The organism is Pseudomonas sp. GW821-FHT01A09 (assembly GCF_058986725.1).
In genome coordinates this window covers 107616-126134 of the sequence record NZ_JBYSWB010000010.1, presented here as the reverse complement: position 1 = coordinate 126134, position 18519 = coordinate 107616, and the positions used below count along the sequence as shown (strand labels likewise).

The following is an 18519-nucleotide window of genomic DNA, read 5'->3' as shown; positions in this document are numbered from 1 at the left end:
ATGCGCAAGATTATGAAAGCGCGACGCTGACCCCACCCCTGACACTGGCGCCCTGACCAAGGAGTCCGCACCACCATGAACCTCGCCCTGTACCTGCTCACCGTGCTCATCTGGGGCACCACCTGGATCGCCCTCAAGCTGCAACTGGGCGTGGTCGCCATCCCGGTCTCGATTGTCTACCGCTTCGCCCTCGCGGCGCTGATCCTGTTCGTCATCCTGCTGCTCAGCCGCCGCTTGCAGCCGATGAACCGGCGCGGGCACCTGATCTGCCTGGCCCAGGGCCTGTGTCTGTTCTGCGTCAACTTCATGTGCTTTCTCACGGCCAGCCAGTGGGTGCCCACCGGGCTGATCGCGGTGGTGTTTTCCACCGCCAGCCTGTGGAACGCCCTCAACGCGCGGTTGTTCTTCGGCCAGCCGATCGCCCGCAACGTGCTGGGCGGCGGGATGTTGGGGCTGGCGGGGCTGGGGTTGTTGTTCTGGCCTGAACTGAGCAGCCACCCGGCCAGCGCGCAAACCTTGCTGGGGCTCGGCCTGGCGCTGTTCGGGACGCTGTGTTTCTCGGCGGGCAACCTGCTGTCGAGCCTGCAGCAGAAAGCCGGCTTGCGGCCGATGACCACCAACGCCTGGGGCATGCTCTATGGCGCGACGATGCTGGGTCTGTACTGCCTGCTGCGCGATATTCCCTTCGCCATGGAATGGAACGCGCGCTATGTCGGCGCCCTGATGTACCTGGTCATCCCGGGCTCGGTTATCGGTTTTACCGCCTATCTCACCTTGGTCGGGCGCATGGGGCCGGAACGCGCGGCCTATTGCACGGTGCTGTTCCCATTGGTGGCGTTGAATATTTCGGCGGTCATGGAGGGCTATGTGTGGACATCCCCTGCGTTGCTCGGGCTGCTGCTGGTCATGTCAGGAAATGTCATGGTTTTCCGCAAGCCGCGCCCGCCAGTGCTGTTAAAGTCGGCGCACATGAATGGCTGACGATGGCACCGATGAACTGGATCAACCGTGCAGGTGCAATGGCTTTAGTGCTGTTGCTGAGCGCCTGTAGCAACACCCCGAACACTACGGATCAGCCCGGTCGGCCTTGGCGGCAGCAGATCGATAGCGTGCTGGCCGATCCGGCACTGGACGGCGCGCAAGTCTCCCTGACGGTACGCGATGCCAGCAGTGGCAAGACGCTCTACCAGCACGACCCCAGCCGCCGTGGCGTACCGGCTTCGAGCCTGAAGCTGCTGACCTCGGCGGCAGCGATGAGCGTGCTGGGCGCCGATTACCGCTTCGCCACCGAGCTGCGCAGCACTGCGGCGCCGAATGCCGGAGTGCTGAACGGCAACCTGTACCTGCGCGGTACCGGTGATCCGACCATGACCCCGACCGACTACCGTGAACTGGCCGCCGCCCTGGCGCGCAGCGGCGTGCGCACGGTGCGCGGCGATCTGCTGCTGGACGACACCTGGTTCGACACCCGCCGCCTGGGCACCGAATGGGCCAACGATGACGAAAGCGAGCCCTACGCCGCGCAGATATCGGCGCTCAACATCGCCCTGGATGATCACTACAACGTCGGCTCGGTGCGCTTGACCGCTACGGCCCGAGGTGGGGCTCGCCCGAGTCTGCTGATCGAGCCTGCCAATACGCTGGTGCAAGTGGTCGACAACGGCGGCATCGGCGCTTTCACCGTCGAGCGCGCGCACGGCAGCAACCGCATTGACGTCAGCGGCAGCCTGGCGCCGGGGGCAGTGGATGTTCGCTGGTCGAGCGTGTGGGAGCCGACCGGGCTGGTGGCCGATGTGTTCCGCAGGGCGCTGGCCGAGCAGGGAATTGTCGTGCAAGGCCAGACGCGCCTGGGCGTGGTCACGCCACCGAGCGCGCAAGTGCTGGCCGAACACCGGTCGATGCCCTTGGCCGCGATGATCAAGCCGTTGCTCAAACAATCCAACAATGGGATCGCCGAGGTGCTGCTCAAGAGCATGGGCCAGCAGACCGCCCACGCCGGCACGGCCGAAGCGGGCATCGCGGCGGTGTCGGGGTTCCTCGCCAGCCAGGGGGTCGATTCGGAACAACTGCGCCAGTTCGATGGTTCCGGGTTGTCGCGGCGCAATCTGATCTCGTCGCAGACCTTCACCGATGTGCTGATCGCGGCGCGGCACCAGCCGTGGTTCCCGGCCTGGTATGACGCCCTGCCGATCGCCGGCACCGGTGACCGCCAGAGCGGCGGCACTCTACGCAATCGGTTGAAAGGCACGGCGGCGCAGAACAACCTGCACGCCAAGACCGGATCGATGGGGTCGGTGTCGTCGTTGACGGGGTATGTGACGACGTCAGAGGGGCGGTTGCTGGTGGTGTCGATGGTCAGCAACAACTTCCTCAGTTCGCAAGGGCGAGTGAAGCGGTTGGAGGATCAGGTAGTGCGGGCGTTGTTGGTGAGCGGCGGCTGAGCCGCGAATCATTGTAGCGGGGGGGCTTGCCCCCGATCCAGTATGTCAGTTGCCACTGATTTTCGGGGGCAAGCCCCCTCGCTACAGATTGGACGCTTGCGAGTCAGCCCTTGAACACCTGCGGATTCACCAGATCCTGCGGCCGTTTGCCCAGCAGTGCTGCGGTCAGATTCTCCAGCGCCCGCTCAGCCATGGCCTCACGGGTTTCGCTGGTCGCCGAGCCGATATGCGGCAAGGTCACGGCATTGCTCAGCTTGAACAGCGGCGACTCTGCCAGCGGCTCTTTCTCGTACACATCCAGCCCGGCGCCGCGAATGGTGCCGTCCTGCAGCGCGGTGATCAGCGCGGCTTCATCGACGATCGGGCCGCGGGCGATGTTGACCAGGATCGCGTTGGGCTTCATCAGCTCCAGCTCGCGCTTGCCGATCAGGTGCTTGGTCTTTTCGCTGAGCGGCACCACCAGGCAGACGAAGTCGGCTTCGGCCAGCAGTTCGTCGAGGCTGCGAAACTGCGCGCCCAGCTCTTGCTCCAGCGCGGTCTTGCGGCTGTTGCCGCTGTACAGGATCGGCATGTTGAAGCCCAAGCGGCCACGGCGCGCGATGGCGGCGCCGATATTGCCCATGCCGACGATGCCCAGCGTCTTGCCGTGTACGTCGGTGCCGAACTGCGCGGCGGGGATCGAGGCCTTCCAGTTGCCGGCCTTGGTCCAGGCATCCAGTTCGGCGACGCGGCGGGCGCTGCTCATGATCAGCGAGAAGCCCAGGTCGGCGGTGCTCTCGGTCAACACGTCGGGGGTGTTGGTGAGCATGATGCCGCTCTCGTTGAAGTAGTCGACCTCGTAATTGTCGTAGCCCACCGACACACTGGAGACCACTTCCAGGTTCTTCGCCACCGCCAGTTGCTTGCGCCCCAGCGGTCGTCCGGCACCGATCAGGCCATGGGCTTCGGGCAGCGCAGCATCGAACTGGGCGGCGACATCACCTTTTTTCGGATCGGGCACGATGACCTTGAAGTTTTGTTCCAGGCGCGCGATCAGGGCCGGGGCGATGCGGCTGAAGGCAAGTACGGTCTTTTTCATTGGGCTTGTTCTCGGCAGACACTAGAGGGAAGGCCAAGGTTAGCAAGCTATCGATCCGCGTCGCAAACGCGGCTCAGATCGCCATGTGCAGCTCGTGGATCTTCAGGTCCGCTTCATGGGCGGCGAGCATGTCCGGCAGCGAGGCACGCAGGTATTCCACCCAGGTACGAATCTTCGCATCCAGATACTGGCGCGACGGATAGATGGCATAGAGGTTGAGCTCGCCGGAGCGGTACTTGGGCATCATCCGCACCAGGCTGCCGTTGCGCAGGCCGTCGATGGCAGCGTAGATCGGCAACACGCCGATACCCATGCCACTGGTGATGGCGGTGGTCATGGCGTCGGCGGAGTTGACCTGAAACGGCGCGTTGACGATGTTGACCATCTCCTGGCCGTCCGGGCCGTCGAACAGCCATTTTTCCAGCTGCAGCACCGGGCTGACCAGGCGCAGGCAAGAATGCGCGGGCAAGTCGCTGGGTTTGTAGGCCATGCCGTGGGTCTGCACATATTCCGGCGAGGCGCAGGCGATGCTGTAAGTGATGCCCAGACGTTGCGAGACGAATCCGGAATCCGGCAGCTCGCTGGCCAGCACGATGGACACGTCATAGCCCTCGTCGAGCAGGTCCGGCACGCGGTTGGCCAGCGTCAGGTCGAAGGTGACGTCCGGGTGGCTCTTGCGGTAGCCGGCGATGGCGTCGATGACGAAGTGTTGGCCGATACCGGTCATGGTATGCACCTTGAGCTGCCCGGCGGGACGCGCATGGGCATCGCTGGCTTCGGCTTCGGCTTCTTCGACATAGGCGAGGATCTGTTCGCAACGCAGCAGATAGCGCTTGCCGGCCTCGGTCAGCGCGATGCGCCGCGTGGTGCGGTTGAGCAGGCGGGTCTGCAGATGGGCTTCCAGATTGGAGACGGCGCGGGAGACGTTGGCAGTGGTGGTATCCAGTTGCACGGCGGCGGCGGTGAAGCTGCCAGCCTCCGCGACGCAACTGAAAGCGCGCATGTTTTGCAGGGTATCCATGTGTCACTCTCAAGATCGACGGCAAATTGTCGCATGAAGTTACAATTCAGTCTTGTGAATAAGTCCGTATTATCGCGTTATCGGTAACAAAGATTCGCACGAAACGCTGCTTATCGGCACCTTCGGCGCCCCCTAGAATTGCCGCTCCAAAGGTCACCCTTCTCTATCTCTCCCCGGGAACTCGCCGCTGTGCCGCCTCGCACCATTCGACCGCTGAATGCTTTCAGTGTTTTGGCCTTTACCTTGATCATCAGCGGCTGCGTCGGCACGGGGGGCATTGCACCAAAAAGCCGTCCTATGGCCGCCGATACCCTGGCCACCGACGCGGCCATCCAGGCCGCCGCGCAGGACGCCCATTGGCCCACCGCGCAATGGTGGCAGGGCTATGCCGATCCGCAACTCGACCGCTGGATTCACTTGGCCGTACAGGGTAGTCCGAGCATGGCCGCGGCCCTGGCCCGGGTGCGTCAGGCCAAGGCCATGGCTGGAGTGGCCGAGGCGGCCGAGTCGTTGCATGTCACCGGCAAGGCGGCGCTGGATCGGCATAACTGGCCGGCGGATCAGTTCTACGGGCCGGGTGAGTTGTCCGGTGCCACCACTTGGGACAACACCGCGGGTGTCGGCCTCAGTTACGCGTTGGACCTGTGGGGCCGCGAAAGCAACGCCAGCGAGCAGGCGGTCGACCTGGCGCACATGAGCGTGGCCGAAGCGCGCCAGGCGCAGTTGGAGCTGGAGAGCAATATCGTGCGGGTGTACATCCAGTTGTCGCTCAACTATGCGCAACGGGACATCGTGCAGGCCACGCTGGAGCAACAGCAGCAGATTCTCGACCTGGCGCAAAAGCGTCTGACAGGTGGCATCGGCACGCATTTCGAGGTCAGCCAGGCGCAGACGCCGCTGCCTGAAACGCATCGGCAGATCGACGCCTTCGACGAGGCCATCGCGCTCAATCGCAATCAGTTGGCGGCGCTCGCGGGCAAGGGGCCGGGTGAGGGCGCGCAGTTGCAGCGTCCAACGCTGGTGCTGGGCGCCGAGCTGAAGCTGCCGTCTGCCTTGCCGGCGCAGTTGCTCGGCCAGCGCCCGGATGTGGTGGCGGCGCGTTGGCAGGTGGCGGCGCAGGCGCGGGGCATCGATGTCGCCCATGCCAATTTCTATCCCAACGTCGACCTGACCGCGAGCTTCAGCTACATGGCCACCGGCGGCAGCATGCTGGGCTTCTTGACCGGCAGCAAATCCAGCTACAACGTCGGCCCGGCCATCAGCCTGCCGATTTTCGACGGCGGTCGTCTGCGCAGCCAGTTGGGTGCGGCCAGCGCCGGTTATGACCTGGCGGTGGCGCACTACGACCAGACGCTGGTCAACGCCCTCAAGGATATTTCCGATCAGTTGATCCGCCGTGAGTCCATGGCCAGGCAGCAGGGTTTTGCCACCGAGTCGGTGGCTTCGGCCCAGAAGACCTACGACATCGCGATGATCGCCTATAAACGCGGCCTTACCGATTACCTCAATGTGCTCAACGCGCAGACCTTGCTGTTCCATGAGCGGCAGGTCGAGCAGCAGGTGCAGGCCGCGCGCCTGACCGCCCATGCCGAGCTGGTCACTGCGCTGGGCGGCGGTTTGCAGGCGGGGGACGATAGCCCGGCCAATGCCCGTACCGATGCGCCTGCGACGCCGGCGGCGCTGACCGCCCTCGATCGCCTGCGCGCCGATCACTGAGGCCGCGACCATGAAAACTCGAAGTGCGCCACTGCTTTGGCTCACGGGCCTGCCCTGGCGGCGAACGCTGTTCGACTGGGTACGCAGCGATGGCGTTACCTGGGCCTACATCTTCAAGGTGTTGCTGGCGGCGTTCATCACGCTGTGGCTGGCCATGCGCCTGGAGTTGCCGCAGCCGCGCACGGCGATGATCACGGTGTTCATCGTCATGCAGATTCAAAGCGGGCACGTGTTCGCCAAGAGTTTCTATCGCTTCCTCGGCACCCTGGCGGGCTCGGCGGTGTCGGTGTTGCTGATCGCGCTGTTCCCGCAGAACACCGAGCTGTTCCTGCCCTGCCTGGCGCTGTGGATCGGGATCTGCTCGATGGGCGCGATGCGTCATCGCAACTTTCGTGGCTACGGTTTCGTGCTGGCGGGCTATACGGCGGCCTTTGTCGGTCTGCCGGCGCTGGCCCATCCTGACGGTGCGTTTTTGGCGGCGATGTGGCGGGTGCTGGAAATCTCCGTGGGGCTGATCGTCTCGACCTTCGTCAGTGCCGCGGTGTTGCCGCAGTCGGCCAGTGCGGCGATGAACAACGCGCTGTATCAGCGCTTCGGGGCCTTCGCCGGTTTCGCCACGCAGGCGTTGCGCGGCAACAGCCAGCGCGAGTCGTTCGAAAGCAACAACGTGCGCTTTATCGCCGAAGCGGTGGGGCTCGAGAGCCTGCGCGGCATTACGGCGTTCGAGGACCCGCACATGCGCCGCCGCAGTGGCCGGGTGAGCCGCTTGAACAGTGAGTTCATGGCGGTGACGACGCGCTTCAACGCCTTGCACCAGTTGCTGGAGCGCCGCCGTGTGCAGGGGGCGCAAGTGATCGCCGCGCTGGATCCGGCATTGCTGGGGCTGGCCGATATTCTCGAGCGCTATGCCGGGCGCGGGCTGACGCTGGAAGACGCGGCGCGGCTGGCGCACGCCCTGGCGGATTATCAGCGCGAGCTGCCGGCTCAGGTGCGCAGCCTGCGCGCCGCGTTCCTCGACCTCGATCCCAGCGCCACTCGTTTGCTGGATTTTCATACCGCCAGCGAATTGCTGTTTCGCCTGGTCGACGATCTGCAGAGCTATGCTCAGACCCATGCGTCGCTCGCCGACCACAACCATGCCCGCGAGCGTTGGGATGAGCCGTTCATGCCGCAGACCAACTGGCTGGCATCTGCGGCCTCGGGGATCCGCGGCGCGACGGTGGTGCTGTTGCTGGGCAGTTACTGGTTGCTCACGGCCTGGCCCAGCGGCGCGATCATGACCATCGTGGCGGCGGCCACGGTGGGGCTCTCGGCCGCGACGCCGAACCCCAAGCGCTTTTCGTTCCAGATGGCCTGCGGCACCTTGCTGGGGGCGGTGGTGGGCTTTGCCGAGACCTTCTTCGTGCTGCCCTGGATCGACGGTTTCGCCTTGTTGTGCGTGGTGCTCACGCCGGTGTTCATGTTCGGAGCGTTCCTGGCCTCGCGTCCGCAGTACGTCGGCTATGGCGTGGGCTTGCTGATCTTCTTTTCGATCGGCTCGGTGCCGGACAACCTGACGGTCTACAACCCCTACGGCTTCATCAACGACTACATCGGCATGGTCCTCGGCATGCTGATCTGCGCGGCGGCGGGGGCGATCATTCTGCCGCCCAACGCCCGCTGGCTGTGGCGGCGCATGGAGCAGGACGTGCGCCGCCAGGTGGTGTTCGCCATCAGCGGCAAGTTGCGCAACCTGGGTACCTCGTTCGAGAGCCGTACCCGCGATCTGGTGCATCAGGCCTATGGCCTGGCAGCCGGGCAGCCGCAAGTGCAGCGCGATCTGCTGCGCTGGGCGCTGGTGGTGCTGGAAGTCGGCCGGGCGATCATCGACCTGCGCCGCGAGCAGGCGCAAATGCCGGTGCACCCGTCCTATGCCGAATCGCAGCCGTGGCGCCAGGCGATTCGGATCATGGGCCGAGCGTTGATCCGGCTGTTCATTCAGCCCAGTCAGGCCAATCTGGAGCGCAGCCTGCACGCGGTGGATCAGGCCATCGAGACGGTGCAGAGCGCCGACGAGCCCTTCGGGCCGCACTTCGATACCTCGGTGCTGCGGCGCGTGGCCAGTTACCTGCACTTCATTCGTTCATCGTTGCTCGATCCCCATTCGCCCCTGGCCGCGCTGGCCCCCGGCGATGCACCTGCAGGACCGCCCCATGCCTCGTGAAATAGCCTTCCACGGCGTGTACATGCCGACCATGACCTTGATGTTCCTGTTGGCCGCCGGGGTCACCTGGGCGGTAGACCGGTTCCTCAGCGGCCTGGATGTGTATCGCTTCTTCTGGCACCCGGCGTTGCTGCGCCTATGCCTGTTCGTCTGCATTTTTGGCGCCATGGCGCTCACTGTTTACCGTTGAGACCTGACTGATGAAAAAGCTTTTCAGCCTGATCGGCACCTTGATCGTCCTGGCCGTCGCCGTGTTCATCGGCCGGGCGCTGTGGGTGAACTACATGGACACCCCCTGGACCCGCGATGGCCGGGTACGTGCCGACATCATCAACGTGGCGGCGGATGTGAGCGGCTACGTTGTGGCGGTGCCGGTCAAGGACAACCAGTTGGTAAAAAAGGGCGACGTGCTGATGCAGATCGATCCGGAGCACTACCAGATTGCGGTCAAGCAGGCGCAGTCACTGGTGGCCTCGCGCAAGGCGACCTGGGAGATGCGCAAGGTCAACGCCAGCCGCCGCGCCGATCTGGATGCTCTGGTGATTTCCAAGGAGAACCGTGAGGACGCCAGCAACATCGCCAGCTCCGCCGAGGCCGATTATCAACAGGCGCAGGCGCAATTGGAGGCGGCGCAGCTGAACCTCAAACGTACGCAGGTGCTGGCGACCGTGGATGGCTATGTGACCAACCTGAATGTGCATGTCGGTGACTATGCGCGGACCGGCGACGCCAAGATGGCGGTGGTCGACAAGCATTCGTTCTGGGTTTACGGCTTCTTTGAAGAGACCAAGCTGCCGCATATCCGCGTTGGCGATCTGGCCGACATGCAGATGATGAGCGGCGAGGTGCTCAAGGGGCATGTGGAGAGTATTTCCCGCGGCATCTATGACCGTGACAACCCGCAGAGCCGGGATCTGGTGGCCGACGTCAACCCGACCTTCAACTGGGTGCGGTTGGCGCAGCGGGTGCCCGTGCGCATTCATATCGATGAGGTGCCGGAGGGGATGCTGTTGTCGGCGGGCACCACCTGTACGGTGATCGTCAAGGAATAGAAACCGCGGCTGCGTGCCCCAGCCACTGTAGCGAGGGAGCTTGATCCCGAAAGGCTTGGTCTGGCACTGCGCGGTTGTATACCCATGGGATATGGTGTGAAGCATCCGGCCTCTTCGCGGGCAAGCCTCGCTCCCACAGCGCATACCCTGTGGGAGCGAGGCTTGCCCGCGAAGAGGCCGGCCGACTCGACATCAATGTTTGAGGTTCAACCCGAATCTCTTCATCAACAAGCGATCCAGCCAAGCTCTCGGCAGTAAGGCCGCGAGCAGCGGCAGTGCCCGGCAACCGTTGCCGACTCGTAACAAGGCTGGAGTCTTGGTTTGCTGCACGGCTTCGAGCACTTTGCGCGTGACGACTGACACCGGCGTCGGGCGATCCTGCGACGCGCGCGAGCGGGCGCGGATGCCTTCGCGCCATGGCCACCAGGGCGAGCCTGGTGCGATCAGCAATTCTGCCTGTGCGCCGGCGTTATCCGCGAACCGCGTGTCGATAGCACCTGGCTGTACTTCCATCACCCGCACGCCCAGCGGTTTGAGCTCCATGCGCATCGCCATCATTGATGGCATGCACGGCCGCTTTCGACGCACAGTAAACACCGGCAAATGGCGTCACGAAGAGCCCGGACACACTGCCGATGTTCACCACCAGCCCTTGGCGAATCCGCAGCGCTGGCAAGAGTGCGCGCGTGACTTCCACCACCGCAAACACATTGGTCTCGAACTGCCGCCGCATGGTCTCGGCACCGCCATCGAGCAACGGCCCTATGGCGCCGTAGCCCGCGTTGTTGATCAGCACGTCAACACCGCTGCCATCCTGCGCCAAGCGCTCGGCGAGTGCCGCCAGGCCGGTAGCGTCGGTGACGTCCAGCTCCAGGGCGACGAAGCCCTCGGCCTGCAGGCTCGCCACATCCTCGACCTTGCGAGCGGTAGCCCAGACCTCATAGCCGGCGTTCTTGAATCGGTGGGCCAGCGCGTGGCCGATGCCGCTCGAGCAGCCGGTGATGAGGGCGATGGGCATGGGGTGACCTTTGGGTAGAGGGGCAGGGCGAGGATCTTAAAGCGAATGACAGCACGCTGGCGCACTTATACTTGGCTGCAGGCAATAAAAATCGCAAGCGGTTTTCCGCAGGCCATTGCGCATCCGGTGTCGGCCTCACGGGGTTGGGCCGGTCATTCTTGGGTCGCACTACGCATAATTATGACCTGAATCTGTTGAACTGTTTTACGGTGTTAAGGTTTGTTGGTCGTGCGCTTAATTAATTAATGGCTATGTGGGCAGATACCATCTGATAGTTGCATCCGCTATCAAGAAACGCTTAACTTCCAATTAATAAATTATTTGACTTTGAATTGGGTTCGCTCTATCTTTGCCGGGCCTTGGCGCACTTGGGGTCGATCAGGATTCGACGTCGGTGACAAAACTCTAGGGGCATGCCGAGTGTGTAATGGAACTCGTTAATCCACTGTTACAAACTTTATAGATGCCAAAAAAGCCTCTAACGATTCTCTGTGGGAAGATAAAATCTACGCCTAAGAGAATTTCTGGCCGCTTCGGCGCCAGCAATCATCAGGGGATGTCTGTAAACCCGAAATGATTGTCATGCAGAACAGAATCGCCGCGTAGTACGTTGTGGACGAAACGGTTAAACAATACACAACTCACCCATAGCGCCCTGCCCCTCGGGCCGCGACGGGTTAAAACAATAGAACGGGCTAAGCATGTAGAACCGACAGCGGAGCACTGGCGGACGGGGGTTCGAATCCCCCCGGCTCCACCAAATGAAGTGAAAACTTCACAAGTTGCTGACAAGCCGTCATTGGCAGCAAACAGGTCACCTGGAGAGGTGGCCGCCAGGTCATCAGAGGTGATGGCCGACTAAAAGCCACCCCTTGGGGTGGCTTTTTTTTACTTGTCTACAGGCTTCCAGAAGCATGGATATATTGCTTATGACTTTTTATTCATAGCCTGAGTGAGGCGGTGAGAGAATGGAAGTCATCGCTATATAGAAAGCTTGCTTCTCTCAACCTGTCACCCATAATATTTGCTGCCTTGGCGCGGTCTTCAGTCGCGCCTGGATACGGTTCAGGCATAGGCTCCTCCATAAGTTCTGGGAGCGGAATGTCTGCGCAAAGCGCATGCAGAGCGGCCTCGGATGCGTCACGTTTTGCTCTCAAGTCATCAAGGGCTATTTCGGATGTCGGGGTTGCGAAAGACACCATCATCAAGACGGTGTGATCACGATCGTTCTCGTGCATCAGCTGAAACAGCTGCTTGCCCCGGGATTGCGCTGGCTTCGAATACTGCCTTGCTGACAGGCTGTTCAGCGACGAGGATCGGATCGTCTCTTGGTAGGCCACTATCGCCAGAATCGTAGGGTATAGCTTGTCGCGTTGAGCGCGAGGAATTCTTTTCGGCAGGGTTTTTATGTGCTCAATATAATCATCCAGCAGTTTTTTATATCTTTGCTCGGGTGTCCTGCTGTAGGTCTTTGATGGTTCGATGGGGATTTGAGTCAGATGAGGTGATGGTGAAATACCCAGCTGTTGCAGCACATCGGAGAGGGAAGTACTCATGATGTTATCCAAATGGTTGTGTCGGGGATGGAGGGAGCTCTGTGGTATTGTCATCTGCCATAAGCTCAGCGGGGCCTTTTGGGGTTGCCATAGCAGTCGGTCTCTGCGACCGGAGCAGGGTCTGCCATAGGCGGGCCAGTGGGTGATGGATTTGACGTTCATTGGCGATAGTGTCGATCATTATGGGGAGTTGGGTTTATATCCGGTCAGGCCCCGACGTACTTTGAAATAGCGCACGCCGTAGCAAAGCACCCGACCTCCTCTCGACGGACCGAGTGGGCTGCTTGTGGTTAGGAGGCTTGTCGGATCGGTGTGACTCCCCAGCGGTGGCTTTTCATGTCGCGTTTATTGATGGCAGGTCGATCATCCTTGATGCCACGGTGATGCTATGGAAGTTGCCAGATTGATGATCGATCGCACTAGCTCTGGAGGCCAAGTATCTAAACAGCTCTTGAGCGGCGGTAGACGTAGGTCGTTACAGAATTTGTAAATGGCTACTTCTGATAGCAGAAACTGGTCGAGCGCCTCATCAATGACAGTTAGCGAAGGTCGAACCTCGTAATACGACATTTTAATAATTAGCTCATGCGCTTTTACATTGCTATCCACTAATTCCATGAATGTGGTATATCTGGATTTTCCCTCTGCGGCTCTATCTTGTAGGACAAAAAAGCTCACAGCATCAGGGGCGAGGCTGCGGTCTTCAATTTCTAGGATCGGCCCTACTAACTCAAATAGCTCGCTGCGTTGCTCTCGGGTGACGCCAGCCAGGTATTTTGCTTGAAGTGAAAAGTATTTGTCTTTGGCTGTAGAGTATTGCATGTCCAGGCTGTTCAATCTTTTGGTAATTTCAGATGTTTGCGTCAATAGGGGTTTAAGACTGGAAGCAGCGTTTCCAGTATTGCTTGTGTGTGCACTCGTCAAGCTTTTTTCTGTAGAGTTGGTGTTTGACCTACCATATTTAATAGTGGGCGGGTAATAGAAAGCGGCGGGCGATATTGTTCCATGTGGCATCTGGCTGACCTCGTTTGTTGGGTCAGATAGTTATATAGGTGTTTGCCTTGCCGTGCTTGTGCGTATCGCTCATTTTCTCAACATGACGACGCTTTGCGATATGGCAAGCTGGGGCTGAATGCTATCGGATCGAATATGAATAAGCGCAAACGACAACATTGGAGAAGTAAGGTGATCTATAGTGCAGCGCGTCTTATTCAATGGAGATAGTTCATGCTAAACCCTGTCTCCAACTCATACCCATTGCGGCCTCTCTATCAAGCAATGGAATCTGCGCAGTAAGACAGTCATATTAAACCAAACGAGGGCGAAGTAAAGGTAGAGCTCAAACGTGTTAATAACAACAGCGCGGACCCGGCGGGGCTGGCTATTTTGGGGGCAATGCGTCAACAATCCTGCTGCACATCCAATTGCGTACTCCCGTAGCAGTATCGGATGCAACTAACGCCGAAAGTGTAGCTCTCGCAGCACTGCCCTATGAGGGCGACTGCAGGAAAGATTCAGGAGTAACGGATGATTTGTAAGAAAAATTAGAGGCTCTAGCTTGTTCAGCACATCCGCGCTATTTATAGATAACTTCAAAGCAGCTTTGCAGCGATTTTCATCCTGACAAGTATTATTCTGCGGAGCCACTGAGCATGGTGCTGACGGATGACCACTATTATGGCGATACCATTGCTCGCCCTTAAGGGTGTGCAGACAGCCCATAACCTGCTCAAGATTCCTCACCGCTGGTGATAGAGTACGCAGCGAGCATGTACTCATCCCTACCCCACAGCAGCACCTGCGCCGCACGCACCGCAGCAAATCCCAGGCAATAAAAAACCCGCCGAAGCGGGTTTCCCAAGACCATCCCACATCCTGTGGCGGCCCTCCGAGCCATGGTCGATCATCCTTGATCCAGCAACGCTGCCTGCGTTGCTGTTGATGGGTTCAGATTACTGCGTCGCCACGTTGCGCCATAGAGCCAAACACCACCACGGCGTGTAAGCCTTTGGCTATAGGCACATGCGCGAATATCCGACGCTTAGACGTGCTGCTGCAGATTTCCGATCAACGAATCCACAACCGCTTTAGCTGACTTGAGCGTATGGGCCATCATGAAGGCGTCATCGCTGGAGAGCACGCGTTCCTCCGTGGCCGCCGATAACAGCGAGGCATGGACGGTGGCGAGCAGGATGGAGACGTTCTCCATGGCATCGAAGATCGCGATGTCAGGGGTGACAGTAAAGAGGGAGCGTTTCAACGACGCATCGCCGGTTGGGCCAAAGAAGTGGCCGGGGGATGTCTTGAAAGTCGAGTCGTGCATGGTTGTGATGTCCTTTACTCAGGCGCCACCACCTCTCGTTACCAGGCGATAGGTGGCAGCTGTACGCGGGCTGGTAAACCGGCCACAACCACCGGCAGGCGCAAGGCCTCCCGCGTACAGCCGCCATTAAGGGATTTGCGGGCACGAAATATCGGCCAGCGAATGCATCAAGCGCTGATTGCTGTGGAACGGGTTACCAAGCCCGACCGCTGATGAGCAGCGGCGTCGGCACGATACCGCTGCAGCGAGTCAGTAGCAAGACGAGCAAACGCATAGCCGGTCTACCCAGCCAAATCGCCCACATCATTCCCGATCTGGCCCTTTGCTGCGGGCCTGTGCAGCCGCCCCTCCAGCAGGCCGTGGGCAGGGCGAGCCGCACAGGCCCGCAGCAAAGGGCCAGCACACAAATCCCCAAACCACCGCCAACAATCTCTTGCCGTTGCCGTTCACCCATTCCAGACAATAAAAAGCCCGCCGAAGCGAGCCTTTCAAGAACACCGCGTAGCCTGCGGCTTGTCGGGGGCAAGCCCCCTCGCTACAGGGGCTTTGGCGGGGGGTGACAGGCCAGTGGGATGAAAAAGCCCCCGACCCTCTCGCTGCGGATAGGGTACGCAGCGAGCGGGTAGGGGGCCTGTTCCAACCCTGACGTATTACTGAGCGATGGTTTTCACCGACACGCCGCGGTCGATCGGGGTCGATCGGCCGTAGATGTCTTCGAAACGCTCGATATCGTCTTCACCCAGGTAGCTGCCAGACTGAACCTCGATGATTTCCAGCGGGATCTTGCCCGGGTTGCGCAGGCGATGCACCGACGCGATCGGGATGTAGGTCGACTGGTTTTCGCAGAGCAGGAACACGTTCTCGTCGCAGGTCACTTCCGCCGTGCCCGAAACCACGATCCAGTGCTCGGCACGGTGGTGGTGCATCTGCAGCGACAGGCAAGCGCCCGGCTTGACCGAAATATGCTTGACCTGGAAGCGGCCGCCCATGTCCACCGAGTCGTACGAGCCCCATGGGCGATACACTTCGCAGTGGTTCTGGGTTTCGCTGCGGCCGGCCTCGTTGAGGGTGGCGACCATCTGCTTGACGCCCTGGACCTTGTCCTTGTGGGCAATCATCATCGCGTCCTTGGTTTCGACCACGACGATGTTGTCCAGGCCGATCACCGACACCAGCTTGCCGTTGCCGTGGATCATGCAGTTGCGGCTGTCCTGGATGACCACGTCACCCTTGCTGACGTTGCCGTTGTCGTCCTTGGCGTTGACTTCCCACAGCGAAGCCCAGCAACCGACGTCGCTCCAGCCGGCCGACAGTGGCACCACGCAGGCGCGCTGGGTTTTTTCCATGACCGAGTAGTCGATGGAATTGTCCGGGCACAAGGCGAAAGTGGCATCGTCGATTTCGACGTTGTCGCCCTCGTGCTTGCTGCGCTCCAGAGTCAGCATGCAGTTGTCGTAGATGTCCGAATCGTGCTTTTTCAGCTCTTCGAGGAAGCGGCTGGCGCGGAACAGGAACATGCCGCTGTTCCAGAAGTAACCACCGGCTTCAACGAACTCGGTAGCGCGTTTTTCGTCAGGTTTTTCGACGAAATGCGCGACGCGGCTGACGCCCTCAGGCAACAGTGCATCGTTGGTCGACTTGATGTAGCCATAGCCGGTTTCCGGGCGCGTGGCCGGTACACCGAACAGCACCATCTCGCCGCGCTCGGCGGCCACGGTGGCCAGGGCCAGGGCGCGCTGCAGGGCTTTCTGGTCTTCGATGACGTGGTCGGCTGGCAACACCAGCATCAGGTCGTCGCGGCCTTCGTTGACCAGCTTCATGGCGGTCAGGGCCACGGCCGGTGCGGTATTGCGGCCGAAGGGCTCCATCAGGATGCCCTGGGTCTCGAGCTTGAGCTGGCTCAGCTGCTCGTTGACGATAAAGCGGTGGTCCTTGTTGCAGACCACGATCGGCTTGTCCATGCCTTCGAACACCAGACGCTCCAGCGTTTGCTGGAACAGTGTGTGTTCACCGGTCAGGGCCAGAAACTGTTTAGGGAATTGCTTGCGCGAAAGCGGCCAAAGACGTGAGCCGCTACCACCTGACAAGATCACCGGAATCATGTTGTTTCTCCTAGATATTCGTATGGGCTGACTAGTGCTGCCGTTTCTGTCTTGTTGTTGTTCCCGGTCGACCGGCCACCTGGCCGGTCGACGCTATGCTCATCACGCTAAAGGCTTACTTGCTCGCCACTGGCGGCTTGACCCACACCGGCGACAGGTTGCTGCCGCTGCCCGTGACGTACAGCACGGCCGCTTCGCCGCGTTCCAAGGCAACCGGCTTGAGGTCGGAGACCTTGGTGTCGCCCTTGTACAGCGCCAGGGTGACTTTCACCGGGTTGATTTCACGATCACCATGGGCCTTGGGTGCCACGGCAGGGACCACGTCGGTTTTACCGTCGGCGGTTTTCAGGGTCAGGGGCGTGTCGGTGAGGTTCTGCACGCGCACCAGAGATTTCTGCTTGTTCTTGAACGGCGGCTCGTCGACCAGCACCGGCTGGCCGCCGCTGTTGTTGACGATGGTGTAGTACTGATCCGAGGCCAGCTTCACCGGCAAGGTGGCGCTGCCGATCTTGGCGCTGTAGTCGCCCTGGGGCATGAAGCTGAAGGCGCTGCTGCCCTGTACCGGGATTTCGTTGAGGCTGGTGTTACCGACGCTGGCGGCGACTGGCTGGTTGCCGGCGTTATAGACCCGCACGAAGGTCGAGCCCTTGGGCGCGGTCGGGCCATACAGGGCCGAGTCACCGGCGGCGAAAGCCTGCACGGACAGCAGGCTCATGCCCGCAACCAGGGCGCAGGCCTTGGCGATACGTTTGACAGCCGGAGTACGGGTGGCGGCAGTAGCGTTAGTCATGCGTCATTCCTCTTGCAATAAATTCGAAGGTGGGCCGCAGTGCAGCTCAATTGGTTTGGCCCACGGCCAGGTTCTGGTTGTTGGTGTCCGAGCTCTTTTTCAAGTCGGCGACCCATTTGGGATCGAACTCGCTCAGATCGTTTTTCATCGGCAGATAACGTTCAGGGAATTCCCAGATCAGCACCTGTGGCGGGCTGTTCTTGAAAGCATCGGTTTGCAGGTACTTGAGCATCGGCAGAATCGGCCCGTGGCCGTTCTCCGCGTAGTTGACGACGTCACTTTTCAGCGACTGCTGCAAGGCACCCAGGAAGTTCCAGTGCGGGTTGGCGCTGTAGCTGGTACCCACCAGCGCAACCGCGATGGTGTTGTCGGCGAACAGCGCGGCATCAGCGGCATCGCTGCTCGAATCAGCCGAACTATTGACCACCGTTGTGGCGCGTTGTTGCAGCTCATCGGGCTTGGGCAGCAAATTGCTGAACAGCGGATCGAGCGGCAGGAAGGTGGTCAGATCGCCCTTGTAAGGCTCGGTCTTGGTGGCTTCGGTCTGGTACTGCTGCGGCGTGCCGTTGAGTGGCATTTGTGCGGCAATGGTCTTGCTCAGGTTCTGCGCGACCACCTCGGCCCCCATGGGCGTCCAGTGCGTATCGGTGCGCAGGAACACCTGGCCTTGCTGCTTGGCCTGCAGCAACGGCGCCAGCAGATCAGGGGCAACGATGCCGGCCTGTTGCGCCTGGGCATGGAACTGCTGATACAGATCGGCATGCAGGCTGGTGGGCGTCTGCGCGCCGATGTGCTCGGGGTACAGACGCGCCTTGGCCGGCACGATGGCCATCACCAGTTGCACACCGTGCTCTTTGAGCTGGTCGCGCACGCCACGGATCAGGGCGAAGTTCTCGGCTTCGATCTGCTCGCTATTGGCCACTGGATCGAACTCTTCGTCGGTGTACAGCCACTGGTCCTTGCCGAGGACCACTCCCGGACGGCCTTCGTTGAACACTTTGAAATCCAGCGCCGCCCAGAGGTTGGTGCCCAGGCGCTTGATCGGGAACTCGTCGTCGTAGTGGGTCTCGACGGCCTTGGCCCATTTACCGTTGAGCAGGGTCATCTGCTCGGTGCGGTTGAAGTTGCCGAACGCGGTCAGGGACCACAGCCCCAGGGCCAGCAGCAGCCCTAGGAACAAGGCGATGTAGAGGATGCGTAATGAACGGGTCATGATTCG

The 18519-nt window shown here is 60.8% G+C and carries 14 protein-coding genes, 1 other RNA gene and 1 pseudogene; 7 read left to right on the top strand and 9 right to left on the bottom strand.

Translation table 11 applies throughout. From position 1 onward, the window contains the following. Positions 1 to 75 precede the first annotated feature (75 nt). Both AC3WJP_RS14030 and dacB read left to right on the top strand, forming a co-directional pair. Complete coding sequence (locus tag AC3WJP_RS14030) at positions 76 to 981, top strand: DMT family transporter (protein WP_493723691.1); 906 nt, start codon at positions 76 to 78, stop codon at positions 979 to 981. Positions 982 to 992: 11 nt separating this feature from the next. Next, positions 993 to 2441 carry a D-alanyl-D-alanine carboxypeptidase/D-alanyl-D-alanine endopeptidase gene (dacB, locus tag AC3WJP_RS14025; protein ID WP_493723692.1) on the top strand — a complete coding sequence of 483 codons (1449 nt, stop codon included), beginning with the start codon at positions 993 to 995 and terminating at the stop codon, positions 2439 to 2441. A gap of 103 nt (positions 2442 to 2544) precedes the next feature. Here the strand turns inward: dacB and AC3WJP_RS14020 are convergent, their stop codons facing one another. Together AC3WJP_RS14020 and AC3WJP_RS14015 are read right to left on the bottom strand one after the other, a co-directional pair. Next, positions 2545 to 3519, bottom strand: coding sequence for a 2-hydroxyacid dehydrogenase (locus AC3WJP_RS14020; protein WP_493723693.1), 975 nt, complete (start codon positions 3517 to 3519; stop codon positions 2545 to 2547). 73 nt (positions 3520 to 3592) lie between these two features. After that, the gene (locus AC3WJP_RS14015; protein WP_493723694.1) at positions 3593 to 4540 is read right to left on the bottom strand and encodes a LysR family transcriptional regulator; all 948 of its coding nucleotides are present in this window, start codon (positions 4538 to 4540) and stop codon (positions 3593 to 3595) included. A 189-nt stretch (positions 4541 to 4729) separates the two neighbouring features. On the opposite strand from AC3WJP_RS14015, the gene AC3WJP_RS14010 reads away from it, so the two are divergent. From AC3WJP_RS14010 to AC3WJP_RS13995, 4 genes are read left to right on the top strand one after another with little or no spacing between them, the layout of a single operon-like run. Further along, positions 4730 to 6256, top strand: coding sequence for an efflux transporter outer membrane subunit (locus AC3WJP_RS14010; RefSeq protein ID WP_493723695.1), 1527 nt, complete (start codon positions 4730 to 4732; stop codon positions 6254 to 6256). Between the two features lie 10 nt (positions 6257 to 6266). Then, the gene (locus AC3WJP_RS14005; protein ID WP_493723696.1) at positions 6267 to 8459 is read left to right on the top strand and encodes an FUSC family protein; all 2193 of its coding nucleotides are present in this window, start codon (positions 6267 to 6269) and stop codon (positions 8457 to 8459) included. Next, positions 8449 to 8649: a DUF1656 domain-containing protein gene (locus AC3WJP_RS14000; protein ID WP_493723697.1), complete on the top strand. Its 201-nt coding sequence runs from the start codon at positions 8449 to 8451 to the stop codon at positions 8647 to 8649. Before AC3WJP_RS14005 ends, AC3WJP_RS14000 begins: the two co-directional genes overlap by 11 nt. 10 nt (positions 8650 to 8659) lie before the next feature. After that, the gene (locus AC3WJP_RS13995; protein ID WP_493723698.1) at positions 8660 to 9511 is read left to right on the top strand and encodes an efflux RND transporter periplasmic adaptor subunit; all 852 of its coding nucleotides are present in this window, start codon (positions 8660 to 8662) and stop codon (positions 9509 to 9511) included. A 192-nt stretch (positions 9512 to 9703) separates the two neighbouring features. On the opposite strand, the pseudogene AC3WJP_RS13990 reads toward AC3WJP_RS13995, so the two are convergent. Beyond that, positions 9704 to 10529: pseudogene (locus AC3WJP_RS13990) on the bottom strand (SDR family oxidoreductase). A 370-nt stretch (positions 10530 to 10899) separates the two neighbouring features. Between AC3WJP_RS13990 and ssrA the strand changes: the two are divergent. After that, positions 10900 to 11289: a transfer-messenger RNA gene (gene ssrA / locus AC3WJP_RS13985) on the top strand. Between the two features lie 181 nt (positions 11290 to 11470). Here the strand turns inward: ssrA and AC3WJP_RS13980 are convergent. From AC3WJP_RS13980 to AC3WJP_RS13955, 6 genes are all read right to left on the bottom strand, one after another. Beyond that, complete coding sequence (locus AC3WJP_RS13980; RefSeq protein ID WP_493722639.1) at positions 11471 to 12085, bottom strand: hypothetical protein; 615 nt, start codon at positions 12083 to 12085, stop codon at positions 11471 to 11473. A gap of 363 nt (positions 12086 to 12448) precedes the next feature. Continuing rightward, complete coding sequence (locus tag AC3WJP_RS13975; protein ID WP_493722640.1) at positions 12449 to 13099, bottom strand: hypothetical protein; 651 nt, start codon at positions 13097 to 13099, stop codon at positions 12449 to 12451. 1027 nt (positions 13100 to 14126) lie between these two features. Further along, entirely contained in the window at positions 14127 to 14408 is a 282-nt protein-coding gene (locus AC3WJP_RS13970; protein WP_493722641.1) for a DUF3077 domain-containing protein, read from the bottom strand. A 650-nt stretch (positions 14409 to 15058) separates the two neighbouring features. Continuing rightward, positions 15059 to 16510 (bottom strand): mannose-1-phosphate guanylyltransferase/mannose-6-phosphate isomerase, encoded by a 1452-nt coding sequence (locus tag AC3WJP_RS13965; RefSeq protein WP_493722642.1) that lies wholly within the window; start codon positions 16508 to 16510, stop codon positions 15059 to 15061. Positions 16511 to 16625: 115 nt separating this feature from the next. Further along, on the bottom strand, positions 16626 to 17300 hold the full coding sequence (locus AC3WJP_RS13960; protein WP_493722643.1) for an alginate O-acetyltransferase AlgF: 675 nt from the start codon (positions 17298 to 17300) through the stop codon (positions 16626 to 16628). 46 nt (positions 17301 to 17346) lie between these two features. Next, the gene (locus tag AC3WJP_RS13955; RefSeq protein ID WP_493722644.1) at positions 17347 to 18513 is read right to left on the bottom strand and encodes an alginate O-acetyltransferase; all 1167 of its coding nucleotides are present in this window, start codon (positions 18511 to 18513) and stop codon (positions 17347 to 17349) included. Positions 18514 to 18519: the final 6 nt, after the last annotated feature.

Coding starts and splice junctions, on each gene's coding strand:
- AC3WJP_RS14000 (WP_493723697.1), top strand. CDS start 8,449: ATGCCTCGTGAAATAGCCTTCCACGGCGTGTACATGCCGACCATGACC.
- AC3WJP_RS14030 (WP_493723691.1), top strand. CDS start 76: ATGAACCTCGCCCTGTACCTGCTCACCGTGCTCATCTGGGGCACCACC.
- AC3WJP_RS14015 (WP_493723694.1), bottom strand. CDS start 4,540: ATGGATACCCTGCAAAACATGCGCGCTTTCAGTTGCGTCGCGGAGGCT.
- AC3WJP_RS13965 (WP_493722642.1), bottom strand. CDS start 16,510: ATGATTCCGGTGATCTTGTCAGGTGGTAGCGGCTCACGTCTTTGGCCG.
- AC3WJP_RS14020 (WP_493723693.1), bottom strand. CDS start 3,519: ATGAAAAAGACCGTACTTGCCTTCAGCCGCATCGCCCCGGCCCTGATC.
- AC3WJP_RS13960 (WP_493722643.1), bottom strand. CDS start 17,300: ATGACTAACGCTACTGCCGCCACCCGTACTCCGGCTGTCAAACGTATC.
- AC3WJP_RS14005 (WP_493723696.1), top strand. CDS start 6,267: ATGAAAACTCGAAGTGCGCCACTGCTTTGGCTCACGGGCCTGCCCTGG.
- dacB (WP_493723692.1), top strand. CDS start 993: ATGAACTGGATCAACCGTGCAGGTGCAATGGCTTTAGTGCTGTTGCTG.
- AC3WJP_RS13955 (WP_493722644.1), bottom strand. CDS start 18,513: ATGACCCGTTCATTACGCATCCTCTACATCGCCTTGTTCCTAGGGCTG.
- AC3WJP_RS13995 (WP_493723698.1), top strand. CDS start 8,660: ATGAAAAAGCTTTTCAGCCTGATCGGCACCTTGATCGTCCTGGCCGTC.
- AC3WJP_RS13975 (WP_493722640.1), bottom strand. CDS start 13,099: ATGCCACATGGAACAATATCGCCCGCCGCTTTCTATTACCCGCCCACT.
- AC3WJP_RS13980 (WP_493722639.1), bottom strand. CDS start 12,085: ATGAGTACTTCCCTCTCCGATGTGCTGCAACAGCTGGGTATTTCACCA.
- AC3WJP_RS13970 (WP_493722641.1), bottom strand. CDS start 14,408: ATGCACGACTCGACTTTCAAGACATCCCCCGGCCACTTCTTTGGCCCA.